The organism is Nonomuraea aurantiaca (assembly GCF_020215705.1).
In the GTDB taxonomy this organism is placed as follows: Bacteria; Actinomycetota; Actinomycetes; order Streptosporangiales; family Streptosporangiaceae; genus Nonomuraea; species Nonomuraea aurantiaca.
The window spans coordinates 14,267-33,973 of sequence record NZ_JAIWNB010000051.1 but is presented as its reverse complement, the minus strand read 5'-3'; the positions used below and the strand labels follow the sequence as shown (position 1 = coordinate 33,973).

Annotated in this window: 19 protein-coding genes and 2 tRNA genes; 2 read left to right on the top strand and 19 right to left on the bottom strand. The window is 70.2% G+C overall.

The genetic code is table 11. The annotated features are described in order from the left end of the window. Positions 1-584: 584 nt before the first annotated feature. The 5 genes from LDL49_RS53170 to nadD (LDL49_RS53150) all read right to left on the bottom strand — a co-directional run bounded on the left by LDL49_RS53170 (position 585) and on the right by nadD (LDL49_RS53150) (position 3,561). Positions 585-657, bottom strand: a tRNA-Ala gene (locus LDL49_RS53170). Positions 658-722: 65 nt separating this feature from the next. Next, a complete protein-coding gene (locus LDL49_RS58945; protein ID WP_225302590.1) occupies positions 723-1,652 on the bottom strand; it encodes a TetR/AcrR family transcriptional regulator C-terminal domain-containing protein in 930 nt (309 codons plus the stop codon). Positions 1,653-1,836: 184 nt separating this feature from the next. After that, positions 1,837-2,460: a histidine phosphatase family protein gene (locus tag LDL49_RS53160; RefSeq protein ID WP_225302589.1), complete on the bottom strand. Its 624-nt coding sequence runs from the start codon at positions 2,458-2,460 to the stop codon at positions 1,837-1,839. After that, positions 2,457-2,852 (bottom strand): ribosome silencing factor, encoded by a 396-nt coding sequence (rsfS, locus tag LDL49_RS53155; RefSeq protein ID WP_225302588.1) that lies wholly within the window; start codon positions 2,850-2,852, stop codon positions 2,457-2,459. Before rsfS (LDL49_RS53155) ends, LDL49_RS53160 begins: the two co-directional genes overlap by 4 nt. Positions 2,853-2,943: 91 nt before the next feature. Next, positions 2,944-3,561, bottom strand: coding sequence for a nicotinate-nucleotide adenylyltransferase (gene nadD, locus LDL49_RS53150; RefSeq protein ID WP_225302587.1), 618 nt, complete (start codon positions 3,559-3,561; stop codon positions 2,944-2,946). Between the two features lie 121 nt (positions 3,562-3,682). Between nadD (LDL49_RS53150) and LDL49_RS53145 the strand changes: the two genes are divergently transcribed. Further along, positions 3,683-4,714: a M48 family metallopeptidase gene (locus LDL49_RS53145; RefSeq protein WP_225302586.1), complete on the top strand. Its 1,032-nt coding sequence runs from the start codon at positions 3,683-3,685 to the stop codon at positions 4,712-4,714. Between the two features lie 11 nt (positions 4,715-4,725). Here the strand turns inward: LDL49_RS53145 and LDL49_RS53140 are convergent, their stop codons facing one another. From LDL49_RS53140 to nadD (LDL49_RS53115), 6 genes are all read right to left on the bottom strand, one after another. Next, positions 4,726-4,938 (bottom strand): hypothetical protein, encoded by a 213-nt coding sequence (locus LDL49_RS53140; RefSeq protein WP_225302591.1) that lies wholly within the window; start codon positions 4,936-4,938, stop codon positions 4,726-4,728. A 485-nt stretch (positions 4,939-5,423) separates the two neighbouring features. Continuing rightward, positions 5,424-5,496 (bottom strand) — tRNA-Ala (locus LDL49_RS53135). A 65-nt stretch (positions 5,497-5,561) separates the two neighbouring features. Continuing rightward, on the bottom strand, positions 5,562-6,491 hold the full coding sequence (locus LDL49_RS58940) for a TetR/AcrR family transcriptional regulator C-terminal domain-containing protein (protein WP_225302590.1): 930 nt from the start codon (positions 6,489-6,491) through the stop codon (positions 5,562-5,564). A gap of 184 nt (positions 6,492-6,675) precedes the next feature. Continuing rightward, a complete protein-coding gene (locus LDL49_RS53125) occupies positions 6,676-7,299 on the bottom strand; it encodes a histidine phosphatase family protein (RefSeq protein WP_225302589.1) in 624 nt (207 codons plus the stop codon). Then, entirely contained in the window at positions 7,296-7,691 is a 396-nt protein-coding gene (gene rsfS / locus LDL49_RS53120; protein ID WP_225302588.1) for a ribosome silencing factor, read from the bottom strand. The genes LDL49_RS53125 and rsfS (LDL49_RS53120) overlap by 4 nt, the downstream gene beginning before the upstream one ends. 91 nt (positions 7,692-7,782) lie before the next feature. After that, complete coding sequence (gene nadD, locus LDL49_RS53115) at positions 7,783-8,400, bottom strand: nicotinate-nucleotide adenylyltransferase (protein WP_225302587.1); 618 nt, start codon at positions 8,398-8,400, stop codon at positions 7,783-7,785. Between the two features lie 121 nt (positions 8,401-8,521). Between nadD (LDL49_RS53115) and LDL49_RS53110 the strand changes: the two genes are divergently transcribed. Beyond that, positions 8,522-9,553: a M48 family metallopeptidase gene (locus LDL49_RS53110; RefSeq protein WP_225302586.1), complete on the top strand. Its 1,032-nt coding sequence runs from the start codon at positions 8,522-8,524 to the stop codon at positions 9,551-9,553. A gap of 11 nt (positions 9,554-9,564) precedes the next feature. Here LDL49_RS53110 and LDL49_RS53105 read toward each other — a convergent pair whose 3' ends face one another. From LDL49_RS53105 to LDL49_RS53070, 8 genes are all read right to left on the bottom strand, one after another. Beyond that, a complete protein-coding gene (locus LDL49_RS53105; RefSeq protein WP_225302585.1) occupies positions 9,565-11,334 on the bottom strand; it encodes a serine/threonine-protein kinase in 1,770 nt (589 codons plus the stop codon). A gap of 82 nt (positions 11,335-11,416) precedes the next feature. Then, positions 11,417-11,593, bottom strand: a complete 177-nt coding sequence (locus tag LDL49_RS53100; RefSeq protein ID WP_225302584.1) for a hypothetical protein — start codon at positions 11,591-11,593, stop codon at positions 11,417-11,419. A 66-nt stretch (positions 11,594-11,659) separates the two neighbouring features. After that, positions 11,660-12,940: a glutamate-5-semialdehyde dehydrogenase gene (locus tag LDL49_RS53095; RefSeq protein WP_225302583.1), complete on the bottom strand. Its 1,281-nt coding sequence runs from the start codon at positions 12,938-12,940 to the stop codon at positions 11,660-11,662. Between the two features lie 70 nt (positions 12,941-13,010). Then, positions 13,011-14,129, bottom strand: coding sequence for a glutamate 5-kinase (gene proB / locus LDL49_RS53090; protein WP_225302582.1), 1,119 nt, complete (start codon positions 14,127-14,129; stop codon positions 13,011-13,013). Between the two features lie 273 nt (positions 14,130-14,402). Beyond that, the gene (gene obgE / locus LDL49_RS53085; RefSeq protein ID WP_225302581.1) at positions 14,403-15,755 is read right to left on the bottom strand and encodes a GTPase ObgE; all 1,353 of its coding nucleotides are present in this window, start codon (positions 15,753-15,755) and stop codon (positions 14,403-14,405) included. Positions 15,756-15,999: 244 nt separating this feature from the next. Beyond that, complete coding sequence (rpmA, locus tag LDL49_RS53080; RefSeq protein ID WP_090773491.1) at positions 16,000-16,257, bottom strand: 50S ribosomal protein L27; 258 nt, start codon at positions 16,255-16,257, stop codon at positions 16,000-16,002. A gap of 16 nt (positions 16,258-16,273) precedes the next feature. Beyond that, a complete protein-coding gene (rplU, locus tag LDL49_RS53075; protein WP_138694024.1) occupies positions 16,274-16,576 on the bottom strand; it encodes a 50S ribosomal protein L21 in 303 nt (100 codons plus the stop codon). 201 nt (positions 16,577-16,777) lie between these two features. Further along, complete coding sequence (locus LDL49_RS53070; protein ID WP_225302580.1) at positions 16,778-19,594, bottom strand: Rne/Rng family ribonuclease; 2,817 nt, start codon at positions 19,592-19,594, stop codon at positions 16,778-16,780. Positions 19,595-19,707 lie beyond the last annotated feature (113 nt).

Below are 19,707 nucleotides of genomic sequence, written 5' to 3'. Positions count from 1 at the left end.
GAGCCATCGTGAGCGTGTCCTTCCGGGAAGAATGAGCGCTTCCCTTCGACCGTCACACGATGGCTCACCTTCTGCCAGACCTCGGTGACTGATCGTCACGAACTACACCACTCGATGGGACGCCATCCGGGGGCCGCAGGTCATCGCGGACGCCGGACCAGCCGCACGTGCTCCACCGCCCGCCGATATCTGGTCAGCGCCGAAGCACTCGGCACTTCCGCAGGTGCAGGGTCCACGGGCGACGGCAACTGCGGCAACCCTGCTCGACGCACCAACTCCGCCACAGACACTCAATGGCCAAGCGGGCGAAGCGGCCCAAACAAGAACGCCCGAGCGAAGCGAAGGCCCTACAGGGGTCGGGACCAGGCCCGACTGGAAGAAAACGCCTGAAGCCCCCAAGCGCGAAGCGCCAAAAGAGGCGAAGCCATTTGGGGGAAAAAAGAAAAACAGCCCGGAGCGAAGCGAAGGCCAATTGGCCCGACGCTGGGGGTCCGGGGGTTATCCCCCGGGGTAAACAACGAGAAGGCCGCGGGGGAAGCGAAGCCCCCGTAGGGGGCGAGCGACCAACCAACCCCGCCGACGAGTGGAGCTATGGGGATTCGAACCCCAGACCCCCTCCATGCCATGGAGGTGCGCTACCAGCTGCGCTATAGCCCCTGGTCACCGCGACGAGTTGGCTCGTTGCGGCGCTTGGAGAGCTTACAGCCATCGCTGGGATTCGCCTAATCGCGCCGTCCGTGCGCCGCACCGGCCACCAGTACGGCCAGCCCGTCCAGCTGGCGGCGCAGCCCGAACTCGAAGAGCGAGTCCAGGTCGAGGTCGAGTCCGGGCTGCACGATGACGCGGGCCATGGTCGGGAAGCCGCCGGAGGAGAGCGCCTCGGCCAGCTGCCCCTCTCTGACCGCCGCCATCCCTTCATCGTCGGTCTCCGGGGCCGCCGCGACCCCTCGTACGAACCCGGCCAGGGACACGCTGGCGTGCAGCATGGCGGTGGGGGTGAGGCCGAGGCCGTCGATGGCGCGCAGGATCCATTCGGTGTGCGCCATTCCGTTGCGGACGAACTCGGGTCTGGTGAGCGGGATGGCCTGGGACAGCCAGGGATGGCGGCGGTGGAGGCGCCATTGAAGCCGCAGCGACACCTCAAGCTGGGCGCGCCAACCGGGCGGCGGCTGCGCGGGCAGCGGTATCTCGTCGTAGGCGGCGTCCGCCATCAGGTGGACGAGCTCGTCCTTGGTCCGTACGTACCGATGAAGCGACGGGGCCGACGCGCCGAGCTCGGCGGCGAGCCGGTGCATGGAGACGGCGGCGAGCCCCTCACTGTCGGCGATCTTGATGGCCACGCCGAGGACGCGCTGCTTGGTCAGGTCCTCAGTGGCAGACTCCAGTCCCCTGCCGCCGTCAACTGAGCCCTCCGCCTCGGGCGGAGTGTCAACACGGGGGAGCACCACGGTGCCGATCCCGGGCACCGGACGTACCAGCCCTTCGTCCCGAAGCGCGCCGATCGCCTTGCTGGCCGTGGCCATCGCCACTCCCCAGTCACGCATGATCTGCCGGGTGGACGGGATCCTGTCCCCCACCGCCAGCTCCCCTGCGGTGATCCGCCGCCGCAGCTCGCCGACGATCCGGAGGTAAGGCACCTCACCTCGGTCCACCGCGAAGTCTCCTCATCGCCCTAGCGCACTAAGACGAAATAACACCACATCCCCTCCGCCACCCGCACTACAGCCACAAATCCCGCTATCGCCGAAAACTCCGCTGGCGCCGCAGAACAAGCCGGCGCCGCAGACCTGAGCCGGCGCGGCAGAACCTGGGCTGGGCGTGGGCTGGAGACAGCCCCTAGGCGTCCGGACGGTCGTCGCTGTTGACCGGCTCAGGCAGCGTGCCGGCGTTGTGCTCGAGCAGCCGCCACCCCTTACGCCCTTCCTGCAACACCGACCAGGAGCAGTTGCCGAGCCCGCCGAGCGCTGGCCAGAGCTCCTCGGGCAGCCCCAGCAACTCGCAGATGCCCAGCCGCAGCGCCGCGCCGTGCGAGGCCACGACCAGCAGGCCGTCGTCGTCGAGCCGGTCCGCCCAGCGGCGCATGGCGGCCGCCACCCGGCCGGCAACGTCGGCGACCGGCTCGCCGTCGGGGGCCTCCCAGTCCACGTACTCCTTCGGCCAGCGGGCGGCGATCTCGTCGCGGGTCAGGCCCTCCCACTGACCTCCGCCGCGTTCGCGGAGGTCCTTGTCGACGGACACCTCGAGGCCGACGATCCGGCCGAGCGCCAGCGCGGTGTCGTTGGCGCGCTGGAGGTCGGAGGAGACGATCACGGTGGGCCGCAGCGAGGCCAGCAGGGACGCCGCCCTGGCCGCCTGGGCGACACCGGTCTCGTCGAGCGGGATGTCGGAGTGGCCTTGGAAGCGGCGCTCGACGTTCCACAGCGTCTGGCCGTGTCTCAGGCAGACGATCCTCTTGCTCAAGTGCGGGCCCGCTGGATGTTGGCCAGCGCCACGCTCTCCGGGAGCGGGATGGCCGGACAGTCCTTCCAGAGGCGCTCCAGCGCGTAGAAAGTGCGGTCCTCCTCGTGCTGCACGTGTACGACGATGTCGAGGTAGTCGAGGAGCACCCAACGGCCCTCGCGCTCACCCTCGCGGCGTACCGGCTTGGCGTCGGCCTCGATGCGCAGCCTGTCTTCGATCTCGTCGACGATGGCGCGGACCTGGCGGTCGTTCGTGGCGGAGCAGAGCAGGAACGCGTCGGTGATGACGAGTTGCTCGCTCACGTCGTAGGCGAGAATGTCATCGGCCAGCTTGTCGGCCGCGGCCTCGGCGGCGATCTGGACGAGCTGGACGGCTCTTTCGGATGCGGTCACGATGCGGGTCGGTCCTCCTGTGTCGGCAACATGCCCCTATGTTGAGGGTACCCGTTACCGCTCCAGAGCCCCACGTACGGCACGAGCACCTTCAGCCCTCTGCGTGATAAAGGCCGCGTTTGTTGATGTACTGCACGATTCCATCCGGCACCAGATACCAGATCGGCTCACCCTTCTCCACCCGCTCCCTGCACTCCGACGAGGAGATGGCCAGGGCGGGGATCTCCAGCAACGTCACCTTCCCCGGCGGCAGGCCCGGATCGTGCAGCGTGTGGCCGGGCCGCGTACACCCCACGAAATGGGCGAGCTCGAACAGCTCCTCGGCGTTCTGCCAGCTGAGAATCGCACCGAGGGCGTCGGCTCCGGTGATGAAATAGAGATCTGCCTCAGGCCCGTAGATCGCGGAGATGTCACGCAACGTGTCGATGGTGAAGGTGGGCCCGGGCCGGTCGACGTCCACCCGGCTCACCGAGAAGCGGGGGTTCGACGCGGTCGCGATCACGGTCATCAGATAGCGGTCCTCGGGCGCGGACACCTCGCGCTCCGACTTCTGGTACGGCCGGCCCGTGGGCACGAAGACGACCTCGTCGAGATTGAAGTGGTGAGCCACTTCGCTGGCGGCGACCAGGTGACCGTGGTGAATCGGGTCGAACGTCCCACCCATCACTCCCACGCGTCGCTTTCCCTGGACACTCGGCGCGTTCATCATGAAAGGACCCTACGCGGCGGCTATCGGACACGAACACGGCACCCCCCGATGACCAAAGCGGTCACCAACCCCGTCACGAACCCAGGTGATGAACGCGCGCCGCCCCGGCTGCCGACGTAGCATGCCGGGCATGACGACCACCCCGGACCGCAACCGCGTCCAATTGCCCGGCATCTCGTCTCGTGCCTACGAACACCCCGCAGACCGGTCCGCGCTGGTCGCTCTGCGTAAGTTGAGTGGGTTCGACACGGTTCTCAAGCAGATGTCCGGCCTCATCAGCGAGCGCCGCCTGCGCCTGATGTACCTGGCGTCGGCCGTGCGCGTGAGCGAGACCCAGTTCCGCTCCCTCTACGACATGGGCCGCGACGCCGCCTATGTTCTCGACCTGCACCGGATCCCCGAGATCTACGTCCAGCAGGACCCGCAGGTCCAGGCCAAGGCCATCGGTTTCGACGACCCGTTCATCGTGGTGACCACCGGCCTGCTCAACCTCATGAACGAGGAGGAGCAGCGCTTCGTCATCGGTCACGAGACCTCGCACATCCTGTCGGGCCACGCCGTCTACCGGACGATGCTCGACATCCTCACCCGCCTGGCCACCCGCGTGGCCTGGATCCCGCTCGGCTACATCGGCCTGCGCGCGATCGTCGCGGGGCTGGAGGAGTGGTACCGCAAGTCGGAGCTCTCCTCCGACCGCGGTGGCCTGCTCACCGGCCAGGACCCGGACGCGGCCAAGCGCGCGCTGATGAAGCTGGCCGGCGGCGCCTACACCCACGAGATGAACATCGAGGCGTTCCTGGAGCAGTACCAGGAATACGACACCGCGGGCGACCTGCGCGACGGCTTCCTCAAGGTGCTCAACCTGCTCGGCACCACCCACCCGTTCGCCGTGGTGCGCGTGGCCGAGCTCGACAAGTGGCACCGCGGCGGCGAGTACGAGCGCATTCTCGGCGGCGACTACCCGCGCAGGGAGGACGACGCCAGCGCCCGGGTCACCGACGAGATCAAGGCCGCGGCCGAGTCCTACCGCGCGTCGTGGTCCCAGTCGCAGGATCCGTTCATCGGCGTACTGCGCGACGTGGCAGAGGGCGCGGTCAACGCGGGCGAGCGCATCTTCAACCGCTTCTCCCGCCGCGACGGCGGCCAGGGCTAGCCCTCAGCCGGTCACAGAAGCAGCGCGATGGCGCGCACCGCAGCCGCGCACAGGGCGACGAACCCGCCCAGCACGGCCAGTGCGCGCAGCCCTTCCCTGCGTAGGTCCGGCAGATGGGCGCCGACCCGCTCGATCTCGCGTCCGGTGCCGGGAAGAATGAGCGCTTCCCTTCGACCGTCACACGATGGCTCACCTTCTGCCAGACCTCGGTGACTGATCGTCACGAACTACACCACTCGATGGGACGCCATCCGGGGGCCGCAGGTCATCGCGGACGCCGGACCAGCCGCACGTGCTCCACCGCCCGCCGATATCTGGTCAGCGCCGAAGCACTCGGCACTTCCGCAGGTGCAGGGTCCACGGGCGACGGCAACTGCGGCAACCCTGCTCGACGCACCAACTCCGCCACAGACACTCAATGGCCAAGCGGGCGAAGCGGCCCAAACAAGAACGCCCGAGCGAAGCGAAGGCCCTACAGGGGTCGGGACCAGGCCCGACTGGAAGAAAACGCCTGAAGCCCCCAAGCGCGAAGCGCCAAAAGAGGCGAAGCCATTTGGGGGAAAAAAGAAAAACAGCCCGGAGCGAAGCGAAGGCCAATTGGCCCGACGCTGGGGGTCCGGGGGTTATCCCCCGGGGTAAACAACGAGAAGGCCGCGGGGGAAGCGAAGCCCCCGTAGGGGGCGAGCGACCAACCAACCCCGCCGACGAGTGGAGCTATGGGGATTCGAACCCCAGACCCCCTCCATGCCATGGAGGTGCGCTACCAGCTGCGCTATAGCCCCTGGTCACCGCGACGAGTTGGCTCGTTGCGGCGCTTGGAGAGCTTACAGCCATCGCTGGGATTCGCCTAATCGCGCCGTCCGTGCGCCGCACCGGCCACCAGTACGGCCAGCCCGTCCAGCTGGCGGCGCAGCCCGAACTCGAAGAGCGAGTCCAGGTCGAGGTCGAGTCCGGGCTGCACGATGACGCGGGCCATGGTCGGGAAGCCGCCGGAGGAGAGCGCCTCGGCCAGCTGCCCCTCTCTGACCGCCGCCATCCCTTCATCGTCGGTCTCCGGGGCCGCCGCGACCCCTCGTACGAACCCGGCCAGGGACACGCTGGCGTGCAGCATGGCGGTGGGGGTGAGGCCGAGGCCGTCGATGGCGCGCAGGATCCATTCGGTGTGCGCCATTCCGTTGCGGACGAACTCGGGTCTGGTGAGCGGGATGGCCTGGGACAGCCAGGGATGGCGGCGGTGGAGGCGCCATTGAAGCCGCAGCGACACCTCAAGCTGGGCGCGCCAACCGGGCGGCGGCTGCGCGGGCAGCGGTATCTCGTCGTAGGCGGCGTCCGCCATCAGGTGGACGAGCTCGTCCTTGGTCCGTACGTACCGATGAAGCGACGGGGCCGACGCGCCGAGCTCGGCGGCGAGCCGGTGCATGGAGACGGCGGCGAGCCCCTCACTGTCGGCGATCTTGATGGCCACGCCGAGGACGCGCTGCTTGGTCAGGTCCTCAGTGGCAGACTCCAGTCCCCTGCCGCCGTCAACTGAGCCCTCCGCCTCGGGCGGAGTGTCAACACGGGGGAGCACCACGGTGCCGATCCCGGGCACCGGACGTACCAGCCCTTCGTCCCGAAGCGCGCCGATCGCCTTGCTGGCCGTGGCCATCGCCACTCCCCAGTCACGCATGATCTGCCGGGTGGACGGGATCCTGTCCCCCACCGCCAGCTCCCCTGCGGTGATCCGCCGCCGCAGCTCGCCGACGATCCGGAGGTAAGGCACCTCACCTCGGTCCACCGCGAAGTCTCCTCATCGCCCTAGCGCACTAAGACGAAATAACACCACATCCCCTCCGCCACCCGCACTACAGCCACAAATCCCGCTATCGCCGAAAACTCCGCTGGCGCCGCAGAACAAGCCGGCGCCGCAGACCTGAGCCGGCGCGGCAGAACCTGGGCTGGGCGTGGGCTGGAGACAGCCCCTAGGCGTCCGGACGGTCGTCGCTGTTGACCGGCTCAGGCAGCGTGCCGGCGTTGTGCTCGAGCAGCCGCCACCCCTTACGCCCTTCCTGCAACACCGACCAGGAGCAGTTGCCGAGCCCGCCGAGCGCTGGCCAGAGCTCCTCGGGCAGCCCCAGCAACTCGCAGATGCCCAGCCGCAGCGCCGCGCCGTGCGAGGCCACGACCAGCAGGCCGTCGTCGTCGAGCCGGTCCGCCCAGCGGCGCATGGCGGCCGCCACCCGGCCGGCAACGTCGGCGACCGGCTCGCCGTCGGGGGCCTCCCAGTCCACGTACTCCTTCGGCCAGCGGGCGGCGATCTCGTCGCGGGTCAGGCCCTCCCACTGACCTCCGCCGCGTTCGCGGAGGTCCTTGTCGACGGACACCTCGAGGCCGACGATCCGGCCGAGCGCCAGCGCGGTGTCGTTGGCGCGCTGGAGGTCGGAGGAGACGATCACGGTGGGCCGCAGCGAGGCCAGCAGGGACGCCGCCCTGGCCGCCTGGGCGACACCGGTCTCGTCGAGCGGGATGTCGGAGTGGCCTTGGAAGCGGCGCTCGACGTTCCACAGCGTCTGGCCGTGTCTCAGGCAGACGATCCTCTTGCTCAAGTGCGGGCCCGCTGGATGTTGGCCAGCGCCACGCTCTCCGGGAGCGGGATGGCCGGACAGTCCTTCCAGAGGCGCTCCAGCGCGTAGAAAGTGCGGTCCTCCTCGTGCTGCACGTGTACGACGATGTCGAGGTAGTCGAGGAGCACCCAACGGCCCTCGCGCTCACCCTCGCGGCGTACCGGCTTGGCGTCGGCCTCGATGCGCAGCCTGTCTTCGATCTCGTCGACGATGGCGCGGACCTGGCGGTCGTTCGTGGCGGAGCAGAGCAGGAACGCGTCGGTGATGACGAGTTGCTCGCTCACGTCGTAGGCGAGAATGTCATCGGCCAGCTTGTCGGCCGCGGCCTCGGCGGCGATCTGGACGAGCTGGACGGCTCTTTCGGATGCGGTCACGATGCGGGTCGGTCCTCCTGTGTCGGCAACATGCCCCTATGTTGAGGGTACCCGTTACCGCTCCAGAGCCCCACGTACGGCACGAGCACCTTCAGCCCTCTGCGTGATAAAGGCCGCGTTTGTTGATGTACTGCACGATTCCATCCGGCACCAGATACCAGATCGGCTCACCCTTCTCCACCCGCTCCCTGCACTCCGACGAGGAGATGGCCAGGGCGGGGATCTCCAGCAACGTCACCTTCCCCGGCGGCAGGCCCGGATCGTGCAGCGTGTGGCCGGGCCGCGTACACCCCACGAAATGGGCGAGCTCGAACAGCTCCTCGGCGTTCTGCCAGCTGAGAATCGCACCGAGGGCGTCGGCTCCGGTGATGAAATAGAGATCTGCCTCAGGCCCGTAGATCGCGGAGATGTCACGCAACGTGTCGATGGTGAAGGTGGGCCCGGGCCGGTCGACGTCCACCCGGCTCACCGAGAAGCGGGGGTTCGACGCGGTCGCGATCACGGTCATCAGATAGCGGTCCTCGGGCGCGGACACCTCGCGCTCCGACTTCTGGTACGGCCGGCCCGTGGGCACGAAGACGACCTCGTCGAGATTGAAGTGGTGAGCCACTTCGCTGGCGGCGACCAGGTGACCGTGGTGAATCGGGTCGAACGTCCCACCCATCACTCCCACGCGTCGCTTTCCCTGGACACTCGGCGCGTTCATCATGAAAGGACCCTACGCGGCGGCTATCGGACACGAACACGGCACCCCCCGATGACCAAAGCGGTCACCAACCCCGTCACGAACCCAGGTGATGAACGCGCGCCGCCCCGGCTGCCGACGTAGCATGCCGGGCATGACGACCACCCCGGACCGCAACCGCGTCCAATTGCCCGGCATCTCGTCTCGTGCCTACGAACACCCCGCAGACCGGTCCGCGCTGGTCGCTCTGCGTAAGTTGAGTGGGTTCGACACGGTTCTCAAGCAGATGTCCGGCCTCATCAGCGAGCGCCGCCTGCGCCTGATGTACCTGGCGTCGGCCGTGCGCGTGAGCGAGACCCAGTTCCGCTCCCTCTACGACATGGGCCGCGACGCCGCCTATGTTCTCGACCTGCACCGGATCCCCGAGATCTACGTCCAGCAGGACCCGCAGGTCCAGGCCAAGGCCATCGGTTTCGACGACCCGTTCATCGTGGTGACCACCGGCCTGCTCAACCTCATGAACGAGGAGGAGCAGCGCTTCGTCATCGGTCACGAGACCTCGCACATCCTGTCGGGCCACGCCGTCTACCGGACGATGCTCGACATCCTCACCCGCCTGGCCACCCGCGTGGCCTGGATCCCGCTCGGCTACATCGGCCTGCGCGCGATCGTCGCGGGGCTGGAGGAGTGGTACCGCAAGTCGGAGCTCTCCTCCGACCGCGGTGGCCTGCTCACCGGCCAGGACCCGGACGCGGCCAAGCGCGCGCTGATGAAGCTGGCCGGCGGCGCCTACACCCACGAGATGAACATCGAGGCGTTCCTGGAGCAGTACCAGGAATACGACACCGCGGGCGACCTGCGCGACGGCTTCCTCAAGGTGCTCAACCTGCTCGGCACCACCCACCCGTTCGCCGTGGTGCGCGTGGCCGAGCTCGACAAGTGGCACCGCGGCGGCGAGTACGAGCGCATTCTCGGCGGCGACTACCCGCGCAGGGAGGACGACGCCAGCGCCCGGGTCACCGACGAGATCAAGGCCGCGGCCGAGTCCTACCGCGCGTCGTGGTCCCAGTCGCAGGATCCGTTCATCGGCGTACTGCGCGACGTGGCAGAGGGCGCGGTCAACGCGGGCGAGCGCATCTTCAACCGCTTCTCCCGCCGCGACGGCGGCCAGGGCTAGCCCTCAGCCGGTCACAGAAGCAGCGCGATGGCGCGCACCGCAGCCGCGCACAGGGCGACGAACCCGCCCAGCACGGCCAGTGCGCGCAGCCCTTCCCTGCGTAGGTCCGGCAGATGGGCGCCGACCCGCTCGATCTCGCGTCCGGTGATGCCGCCGCACAGCATCCCGAACACGACACCCGCAGCGGTGACCGGCGCGGGCTGCTGCCACCAGTCGGCATCGATCTGACCGCCGCCGATCAGCCACAGCGCGCCACCCGCCGCCATCGCGACGGGCACGCCCGGCCACACCACGGCGGTCGCGGTCGCACCGGTGAACGCGAACGGGAAGAGCATCACGCGCAGGGTCACCCTGACCCGGCGCGAGACACGCTTCCTGACCATCCAGTGGCTCATCCAGAGCGTCCTGGTCAGCAGCACGAACGCGGCCGTGATCCCGATCGTCGCGATCGGCCAGATCACCGACGCCACCACACAGGGCACGGCCAGCACCGCGAGCAGCAACAGCGCGGCGTTGCCCGCGGGCAGCGTGGTGGAGCCCGACTCCGACCTGAGTCCGGTGTTGCGCGTGCCCGCAGTCCGGGGCTTGCCGGTCACGGTCTTCGTGCGGGTCCGTACGGGTGTGGGCTTGATGCCCTCGCCCGTACGGAGCCGTGGCCCCGTGCTCTTTCCATCCGCACTCGTGCGGCCCCGGGGTGCGGGCACCTTCCCGTCCGCACTCGTGCGGCCCCGCGGCATCGGGACCTTCCCGTCCGCGTTCGTCCGCGCCCGCGGCGCGGGCACCTTCCCGTCGTCCACCGTCCGGCCGCGCGGCTTGGCCTCCTCACCGGTCCGGCTACGCGGCTTGACCTCCTCCGCCGTGCGGCTGCGGGCCTTGGCCTCCTCTGCCGTACGGCTGCGCGGCTTGGCCTCCTCGCCGGCCCGGCCACGCACCGCGACGCCCTCCTCGGCCGCGGACACGGCACGGGCGGGATCGGGCTCGGCGGGGCTGGTCGCCTTGGCCAGCCGGGACAGGCGGTCGGCGAGCAGCGCGGCCGTCGGGCGCTTGCCCGGCTCCCGGTTCAGCGCGGCCCGCACCAGCGACAGCAGCGCCACCGGCACGCCCTTGAGGTCGGCCTGCCCGTTGAGCACCGCGTACATCTGCGCCTCGGCCGTCCCCCGCCCGAACGTCGGCCGCCCGGTCGCCGCGAACGCCACCGTCGCCGCCCACGCGTGGATGTCGGCGGGCGAGTCAACGTGCTCGTCGGCGAAGATCTCGGGGGCGGTGTAGCCGGGCGTGCCGAGGAAGGTGCCGGTCAGGGTGAGCCGGGTGGCGTCCAGCACCTGCGCGATGCCGAAGTCGATGAGGACCGGCCCCTCGGCGCCCATGATGATGTTCGCGGGCTTGAGGTCGCGGTGCACCACACCGGCCGCGTGGATGATCGCGAGCGCCGTGGCGATGCCCTGCGCCAGCTCCACCAGCTGCGCCATGTTGAGCGGGCCGCTGTGGCGCACCATGTCGAGCAGCGTGGCGCCCTCGATGTTCTCCATGACGAGGTACGGCCGGTCGCACGAGAGGTCGGCGTCCAGCACCTTGGCCACGTACGGGCTCTCGACCCGGCGCAGCGCCCGGACCTCGCGTTCGAGCCTGACCCGCATGGAGTTGTCTTCTGCCAGGTCGTGCAGGACCTTGAGGGCGACCCGCTCGCCCCGGCGGGAGCTGGCGAGGTAGACCTCGCCCATGCCGCCCCGACCGAGCCTCTCGAGCAGGGTGTACGGCCCGACCTTGCCGAGCTTGGTCACCGTCCCTCCCCGCCCGGCGCGCCCATAAGGGACAACACCCTAGCGTCGGGACGCCCGGCAGCGCGTGCGGCGCGCCGAAGCTTTATCGGTGGGGTTGCTCGGACAGCATGCTGTCGAGCTCCGTCGTAGGCTCCGCCGACAGGTCCTTCCTCCCCTTCCTGCGCCAGTGGATGTGGCCCCGGCTCTCCAGCCAGAGCAGCACCCGATCCGCACCGAACAGCACCACGGCCGCGAAGGCCAGGGCGATGACGATCTCCATGTGGTCCAGTCAACCGAGCTCCTCCGCTGACCGGTCACGCCGACACGCCGCCGCTGCCCAACCCGGTCAGGCGCCTGACCTTGGGATGACCGTGCCGGCTGATGTGCGCAGATGCCCTTCCCCCGTATAGACCCATTTGGTGGACGTCAGCTCGGGCAGGCCCATCGGGCCGCGCGCGTGCAGTTTCTGGGTGGAGATGCCGATCTCCGCGCCGAAGCCGAACTCGCCGCCGTCGGTGAACCGGGTGGAGGCGTTGACCGCGACGGCCGCCGAGTCGACCAGCGACACGAACCTGCGCGCCGCCTGCTGCGACCGGGTGACGATGGCGTCGGTGTGGCCGGAGCCGTAGCGCCTGATGTGGGCTACGGCCTCCTCCAGCGAGCCGACGACGGCGGCGGCGATGTCGAGCGAGAGGTATTCGGCGAGGAAGTCGTCTTCGGTGGCCGGCTCCACCTCACCGTAGGCGGCGATCCGGTCGTCGCCGTGCACGGTCACGCCCGCGTCCTTGAGCGCCTGGAGCGCCCGGGGCACGAACGCGTCGGCGACCCTGGCGTGGACCAGGAACGTCTCGGCCGCGTTGCACACCGACGGCCGCTGCGCCTTGGCGTTGACCAGGATGTCGACGGCCAGGTCCAGATCGGCGTCGGCGTCGATGTAGACGTGGCAGTTGCCGACGCCGGTCTCGATCACCGGGACCGTCGACTCCTCGACCACCGAGTTGATCAGCGACGCGCCCCCGCGCGGGATCAGCACGTCGACCAGGCCGCGGGCCCGCATCAGCTCCTTGACGGAGTCGCGGGTCAGGCCCGGCACGAGCTGCACCGCCCCGGAGGGCACCTCGGTGCTCTCCAGCGCGTCCTGCATCACCCGCACCAGCACGGTGTTGGAGGCGTAGGCGCTGGACGAGCCCCTGAGCAGGGCCGCGTTGCCGCTCTTGAGGCAGAGGGCGGCGGCGTCGACGGTGACGTTGGGGCGGCCCTCGTAGATGATGCCGATCACGCCCAGCGGCACCCTGAGCTGGCGCAGCTCCAGGCCGTTGGGCAGCGTGCTGCCCCGGATCACCTCGCCGACGGGGTCGGGCAGGTCGGCCACCTGGCGTACGGCCTCGGCGAAGGCCTCGATCCTCGGCCCGTCGAGGCGCAGCCGGTCGATCATGGCCTCCGGCGTGCCCTGCTCCCGCGCCTGCGCGACGTCCTTGGCGTTGGCCTCGACGATCTCGGCGGTGTGGGCGACGAGGGCGTCGGCGACGGCGCGCAACGCCCGGTCCTTGGGCGCCCGCGGCAGCGGGGCCAGCTCGGCGGCGGCCTCTCGCGCCGCGCGGGCGACCTTCAGGAACTCCTCGGACATCACACGCTCCTCTGCCGACGGCCGGCGAGCCGGCCGCCTGCCTGGTTGTGGGCTGCCGGTTTCCGGCTGCCTAGTTGTGGGCTTCCAGTATGACGATGTCGTCGCGGTGGATCAGCTCGCGTTCGTATTCGGGACCGAGCTCGTTGCCCAGGTCCCGCGTCGAGCGGCCGAGCAGTCCGGGGATCTCCCCCGCGTCGAAGTTGACCAGCCCGCGCGCCACCACCCCGCCGCGCGGCCCGCACAGGTCCACCGGGTCGCCGGCCGCGAAGTCGCCCTCCACCGAGGTGACCCCGGCGGGCAGCAGCGACTTGCGCCTGGCCACGATGGCCTCCACCGCGCCGTCGTCGAGCAGCAGCCGCCCGCGCCCGGTGGTCGCGTGGGCGAGCCAGAGCAGCCGGGTGCCGGGGTGACGGCCGCCCGGGTGGAAATAGGTCCCGACATCGGCCCCGGCCAGCGCCTGGGCGGCGTGCGCGGCGGCGGTCAGCACGACCGGCACGCCGGCGCCGGTGGCGATCCTGGCGGCCTGCACCTTGGTGACCATGCCGCCGGTGCCGACCGCCGCGCCGTTCTTGCCGAGCTCGACGCCGACCAGGTCCTCGGGGCCGCGGATCTCGGCCAGCCGCCGGGACCCGCTGCGGCTCGGCGGCCCGTCGTAGAGGGCGTCGACGTCGGAGAGCAGGACCAGCGCGTCACTGTGGATGAGGTGGGCGACCAAGGCCGCCAGCCGGTCGTTGTCGCCGAAGCGGATCTCGTCGGTGGCGACCGTGTCGTTCTCGTTGACGATCGGCACGATGCCGAGCTCCAACAGCCGGGTGAGGGTGCGCTGGGCGTTGGCGTGGTGGGCGCGGCGCATCATGTCGTCGGCGGTCAGCAGCACCTGCCCGACGCGCAGGCCGTAGCGGGCGAAGGAGGAGGTGTAGCGGGCGACGAGCACGCCCTGGCCCACGGACGCGGCGGCCTGCTGGGTGGCGAGGTCGCGGGGGCGGGCGGTCAGCCCCAGCGGGCCGAGGCCCGCCGCGATCGCCCCCGAGGAGACCAGGACCAGCTGGGTCCCGGCGCGGCGGCGGGCGGCCAGCACGTCGACCAGGGCGTCGACCCGGTCGACGTCGATCATGCCCTGGGGGGTGGTGAGCGACGAAGAGCCGACCTTGACGACGACCTTCGACGCTGAGCTGATCTGTTCCCGCACGTTCGAAGCCTATCGGAGACCGGCAACCCGACCCTCCGGCCGGTGCACCCGCCCACGGCAACCGGCCGAGGGCCGGGAACCCGCCGAGGGCCGGGGGGCCGGGGGCCGCCTGGGACGGAAAGCCGGGGCCGCCCGAGACGGGAAGCTGAGGGGCGCCCGGGCTGGGTACCGCTGGGTGTCGCGCCGGGCTAGGTCGCCCGGGGCTGGGTGCCGCTGGGTGTCGGGATGCCTCCAGCGGCGCCGCTGGGGGTCGGGATGCCGCCGACGGCGCCGCTAGCTGAATCTGTTGTCGGAGCCGCGCGGCCCCTGCCGTACGGACTCGGCGTTGAGGGTGGGCTGCCAGTCGAAGACGTAGCCACCCTCCATCGGCCCGATGACGATCTCCGCGCCCGCCGTGGCACCGGCCTTGACCAGTTGCTCCTCGACACCGAGCCGCTCCAGCCGGTCGGCCAGGTATCCGACGGCCTCGTCGTTGCTGAAGTCGGTCTGCCTGATCCAGCGCTCGGGCTTCTCGCCGGTGACCTGGAAGAGGTTGTCGTTGACCCGGCGGACGCTGAACCCGGCCTCGCCGAACTGCTTGGGCCGGAGCACCAGCCGCGTGGGCTCCTCGACGGGCTTGGCGGCCCTGGCCGCGGCGACCCATTCGCCCATCGCGAACGTCAGCTCCCGCAGCCCGTCATGGGTGGCGGCCGAGACGGTGAAGACCCGCAGCCCCCGCTCCTCGAACTCGCCCCTGACCAGATCGGCCAGCTCCCGGGCGTCCGGCACGTCGGCCTTGTTCAGCACGACCATGCGGGGCCGGTCTTCGAGCTTGCCGTAGGCCTCGAGCTCGGCCTCGATCACCTCGTAGTCGGTGATCGGGTCGCGTCCCGGCTCCATGGTGGCGCAGTCGATGACGTGGACGAGCATGTCGCACCGCTCGACGTGGCGCAGGAACTCGTGCCCGAGCCCCTTGCCCTGCGACGCCCCCGGGATCAGCCCCGGCACGTCGGCGACGGTGAAGATGGTCTCGCCCGCGGTCACCACGCCCAGGTTCGGGATCAGGGTGGTGAACGGGTAGTCGGCGATCTTCGGCCGGGCCGCGGAAAGCGCCGCGATCAGCGACGACTTCCCCGCGCTGGGGAAGCCGACGAGCGCCACGTCGGCGACGCTCTTGAGCTCCAGCATGACGTCGAGCGCGTCCCCCGGCTCCCCGAGCAGCGCGAACCCGGGCGCCTTGCGCTTGGTGCTGGCCAGCGCCGCGTTGCCGAGCCCACCGTGACCGCCTTCGGCGATCACGTAGCGGGTGCCGACTCCGACCAGGTCGACGAGCACCTCACCGGTGGCGGCGTTCTTGACGACCGTCCCATTGGGCACCGGAAGGATGACGTCCCCGCCATTGGCTCCGTCGCGGTTGGACCCCTGGCCCTGCTTGCCGTTGTCGGCCTTGCGATGCGGCCGGTGGTGGTATTCGAGCAGCGTGGCGGTGTTGGGGCTCACCTCGAGGATCACCGCGCCGCCGCGCCCGCCGTTTCCGCCGTCGGGCCCGCCGAGCGGCTTGAACTTCTCCCGGTGCACGGACGCGCAGCCGTTGCCGCCGTCACCCGCCTTGAGGTGCAGCACCACTTGGTCCACAAAGTCAGCCATCCCGGCCCCTCCTCCTAGGCCGATCAAGGCCCATCACATAACCCAGTCCACGGACCGGGGCCAAGAATGCGCACGTCACGGCGCGCGGCCACGTCCGCCGGAGGAGCGTGCCCCTGGACGGGCCCCGACCCCGCACGGCGGGTGGGGCCCACCGCGCTGAGCCGTACACCAAAAAAGCCATGAAAAACGCACTCAGGGACGGATCGAGAACCCGATCCGCCCCTGAGCAGGAAACTCTGAGAATCTACTCCGCCACCGGAACGATGCTCACCGCGCGACGACCGCGCTTGAGACCGAACTGCACGTGGCCGGCGGCCAGTGCGAACAGCGTGTCGTCGCCGCCGCGGCCGACGTTGTCGCCGGGGTGGAAGTGGGTGCCACGCTGCCGGACGATGATCTCGCCCGCGTTGACCAGCTGGCCGCCGAAGCGCTTGACGCCCAGGCGCTGGGCGTTGGAGTCACGGCCGTTCCGGGTGGACGACGCGCCCTTCTTGTGTGCCATCTCTCTAACTCCCCGATCAGGCCTGGTCGATACCGGTGATCTTCACCTGGGTGTACCGCTGACGGTGACCCTGGCGCTTCTTGTAACCGGTCTTGTTCTTGTACTTCAGGATGCGGATCTTCGGTCCCTTGGTCTCACCGAGAATCTCGGCGCTCACCAGGAACTTGCCCGCCTCCGTGGTCACATCGCCGTCGTTGACGACGAGCACCGTCGGCAGCGAAACCGAAGAGCCGACCTCGCCGGCGACCTTGTCCACCTCGAGGACGTCACCGACGGAGACCTTCTGCTGCCTGCCGCCGCAACGAACGATCGCGTACACCGCGGAACCCTTCTACTGACTTCTGAATGCTGCGCCCGGCATTCGGTGCTGTCTGGAACCGACGAACCGAGTAGGCGCGCGAACAGGGCGCGCCGCTGGACGCACCGATTCTCAAGAGTACCGGATTAACGGTGCCCTGGTCGAACCGGACGGATCGTCGGGGCAGTCCGCCGAGGAGCGCTCCCTTGCGGGAGCGCCTGGCTACTCGGCTGACTTGGCTCGGCGAGAGCGTCGCCGCCCTCTGCCGGAAGTCTGGCCCGCCTGGTCGTCCTCAGCCGGGACGTCTTCAAGCGCATCGGTCACGGTATCACGGCTGCCGGAGTCCTTGGCCGCGGACACCTTGTCCGAGACCGCCTTCTCGATGGCCATCTTGCCCTGCGTGCCGCGTGGCTCCGGCTTGGACTCGACCGGCTCCGTGGAGACGATGAGACCACGCCCGTTGCAGCAGTCACACGGGGTGGAGAAGGCCTCCAGGAGGCCCTGACCGACCCGTTTACGCGTCATCTGGACCAGACCCAGGGAGGTGACCTCAGCCACCTGGTGCTTGGTCCTGTCGCGCGCCAGGCATTCGAGCAGCCGCCGCAGCACCAGGTCGCGGTTGGACTCCAGCACCATGTCGATGAAGTCGATCACGATGATGCCGCCGATGTCGCGGAGCCTGAGCTGGCGGACGATCTCCTCGGCCGCCTCCAGGTTGTTGCGCGTGACGGTCTCTTCGAGGTTGCCGCCCTGCCCGGTGAACTTGCCGGTGTTGACGTCGACGACGCTCATCGCCTCGGTACGGTCGATCACCAGCGAGCCGCCGCTGGGCAGCCAGACCTTCCGGTCCATCGCCTTGCCGAGCTGCTCGTCGATCCGGTAGGACTCGAACACGTCGCCCTGCTCGGTGTCCCACTTGGACAGCCGCTCGCCGAGGTGCGGCGCGACATACTTGACGTACTCGTCGACCGTCTCCCACGCCTCCTCGCCCTGCACGACCAGCGAGGTGAAGTCCTCGTTGAAGACGTCGCGGACCACGCGGACGGTCAGGTCCGGCTCGGCCGAGAGCAGCTCGGGCGGGCTGGCCGACTTGGCCTTCTTCTGGATGTTCTCCCACTGCGCCGACAGGCGGGCCACGTCACGGGCCAGCTCGTCCTCGGAAGCGCCCTCCGCGGCCGTGCGCACGATCACGCCGGCGTTCTCGGGCATGACCTTCTTCAGGATGCTCTTGAGCCGCGTGCGCTCCTTGTCGGGCAGCTTGCGGCTGATGCCGGTCATCGAGCCGTCGGGCACGTACACGAGGTAGCGGCCCGGCAGGCTGATCTGTGACGTCAGGCGGGCGCCCTTGTGGCCGATCGGGTCCTTGGTGACCTGCACCAGCACCGACTGGCCGGACTTCAGCGCCGCCTCGATGCGCTTGGGCTGGCCTTCCAGGCCCGCGGTGTCGAAGTTGACCTCACCGGCGTACAGGACGGCGTTGCGGCCCTTGCCGATGTCGACGAAGGCGGCCTCCATCGACGGCAGCACGTTCTGCACCTTGCCGAGGTAGACGTTGCCGACGTAGGACTGGCTGGCCTCGCGGTTGACGTAGTGCTCGACGAGCACGCCGTCCTCCAGCACCGCGATCTGGGTGCGGTCGCCCTGGCGGCGCACCACCATCATCCGGTCGACCGACTCGCGCCGAGCCAGGAACTCCGACTCGGTGATGATCGGCGGGCGCCTGCGGCCCAGCTCGCGGCCCTCACGACGGCGCTGCTTCTTGGCCTCGAGCCTGGTGGAGCCGCGCACGCTCGTGACGCCGTCGGCGGAGATGTCATGCCCGGCGGCGCGGCCCGTGCGGGGCGCGCGGATGCGCACGACGGTGTTGGGCGGGTCGTCCACGGCCGGCTCGACGCCGTCGTCGGCACCCCGGCGCCGGCGGCGGCGACGCCGACGGGAGCTGGAGGCCTCTTCTTCCTGAGCCTCGTCGCCCTGCTCGTCGTCGGACTCGTCGGAGTCGTCGTCGGAGTCGTCACGCTCGCGCGCCTTGCCACGGCCCCGGCCGCCACGACGGCGGCGGCGACGGCGGCTGCCGCCCTCCTCCTCCTGCTCGTCGGCGGTGTCGGTGTCCTCGTCCGTGACGGTCTCCGCGGCCTCCTCGGGCTCGGGGGCCGCCGGCTCGGGCTGCGGCTGCGGCTCAGGGCGCCGCGTCGCGGCGGGCTTGGCCTGGGTCGGGTCCGGGGCCTGGAACAGCGGCGCGAAGATGGCGGCGGGACGCTGGAAGGCGGTCCCCTGCTGCCCCTGCGCCCGCGCGGACAGGCCGAACGGGTCGGCGAGCAGGCTCGGCCGGTCGACCTCGTCGAGGTCCTCACCGGCGGGCTCGTCGTCCAGCGGCTCGTCCTCGGGCAGGAGGTCGATGACGTCCTCGTCGGCGTCGGCGCTGCCGAGCCGCTCGGCGGCCGCCTCGCCGGCGGCCGCCGCGACCTCGGCGGAGCGTCCCGGAGCCTCGACGCTCTCAGCGGGCGCCTCAGGCTCTGTCTTCTTGCGGGTGCGGCGACGCTTGGCCGGAGCGGCCTCGACCGCCTGCTCGACCCCCTCAGCCGCGTCCAGGGCGCTCACGGCCTCAGCGCCGGTCACGCCTTCGGGGACCCCACCGCCGGTGTCCTGCGCGCTCTCCGGCGCCTCGCCGTCGACCTCGGCGGCCTTCTTGCTCGTACGGCGGCGCGTGGTCGTGGCCGTCGACCGGGTCCTCGCGGCCCTCTTGGGCTTCTCCTCGGTGACGGCGTCGGCGGCCTGCGCCAAAGCGTCATCGGTGGCCTGCGCCACGGCGGCCTCGACCGGGCTCGCCGGCTCGACCGGGCTCGCCGGCTCGACCGGGCTCGGGGGCTCGGCCGTAGCGGCCGCGACCGTGGTCGTGACCGTGGGCGCCGGCTCCTCGGGCAGCTCGGGCGGCGGTCCGGCCGGCCGGCTCGCGGCACGGCGACGCTTTGTCACCTTGGACTGTTCAGTTGTCTCCCCGCCGGGGCCGTTGGCCCCGCCGTTGGGCTCGTTCTCGAGCATGCGGGCGCTCTCCCGTCAGCCCCCGGGCGCGTCGCCGCGCCGCGCAGGAGCTCTCGTGTCTCGTTGTCCGCCCGCACCCCAGAAGAGGGGCACAGGCGCCAAGTCCTGTCAGC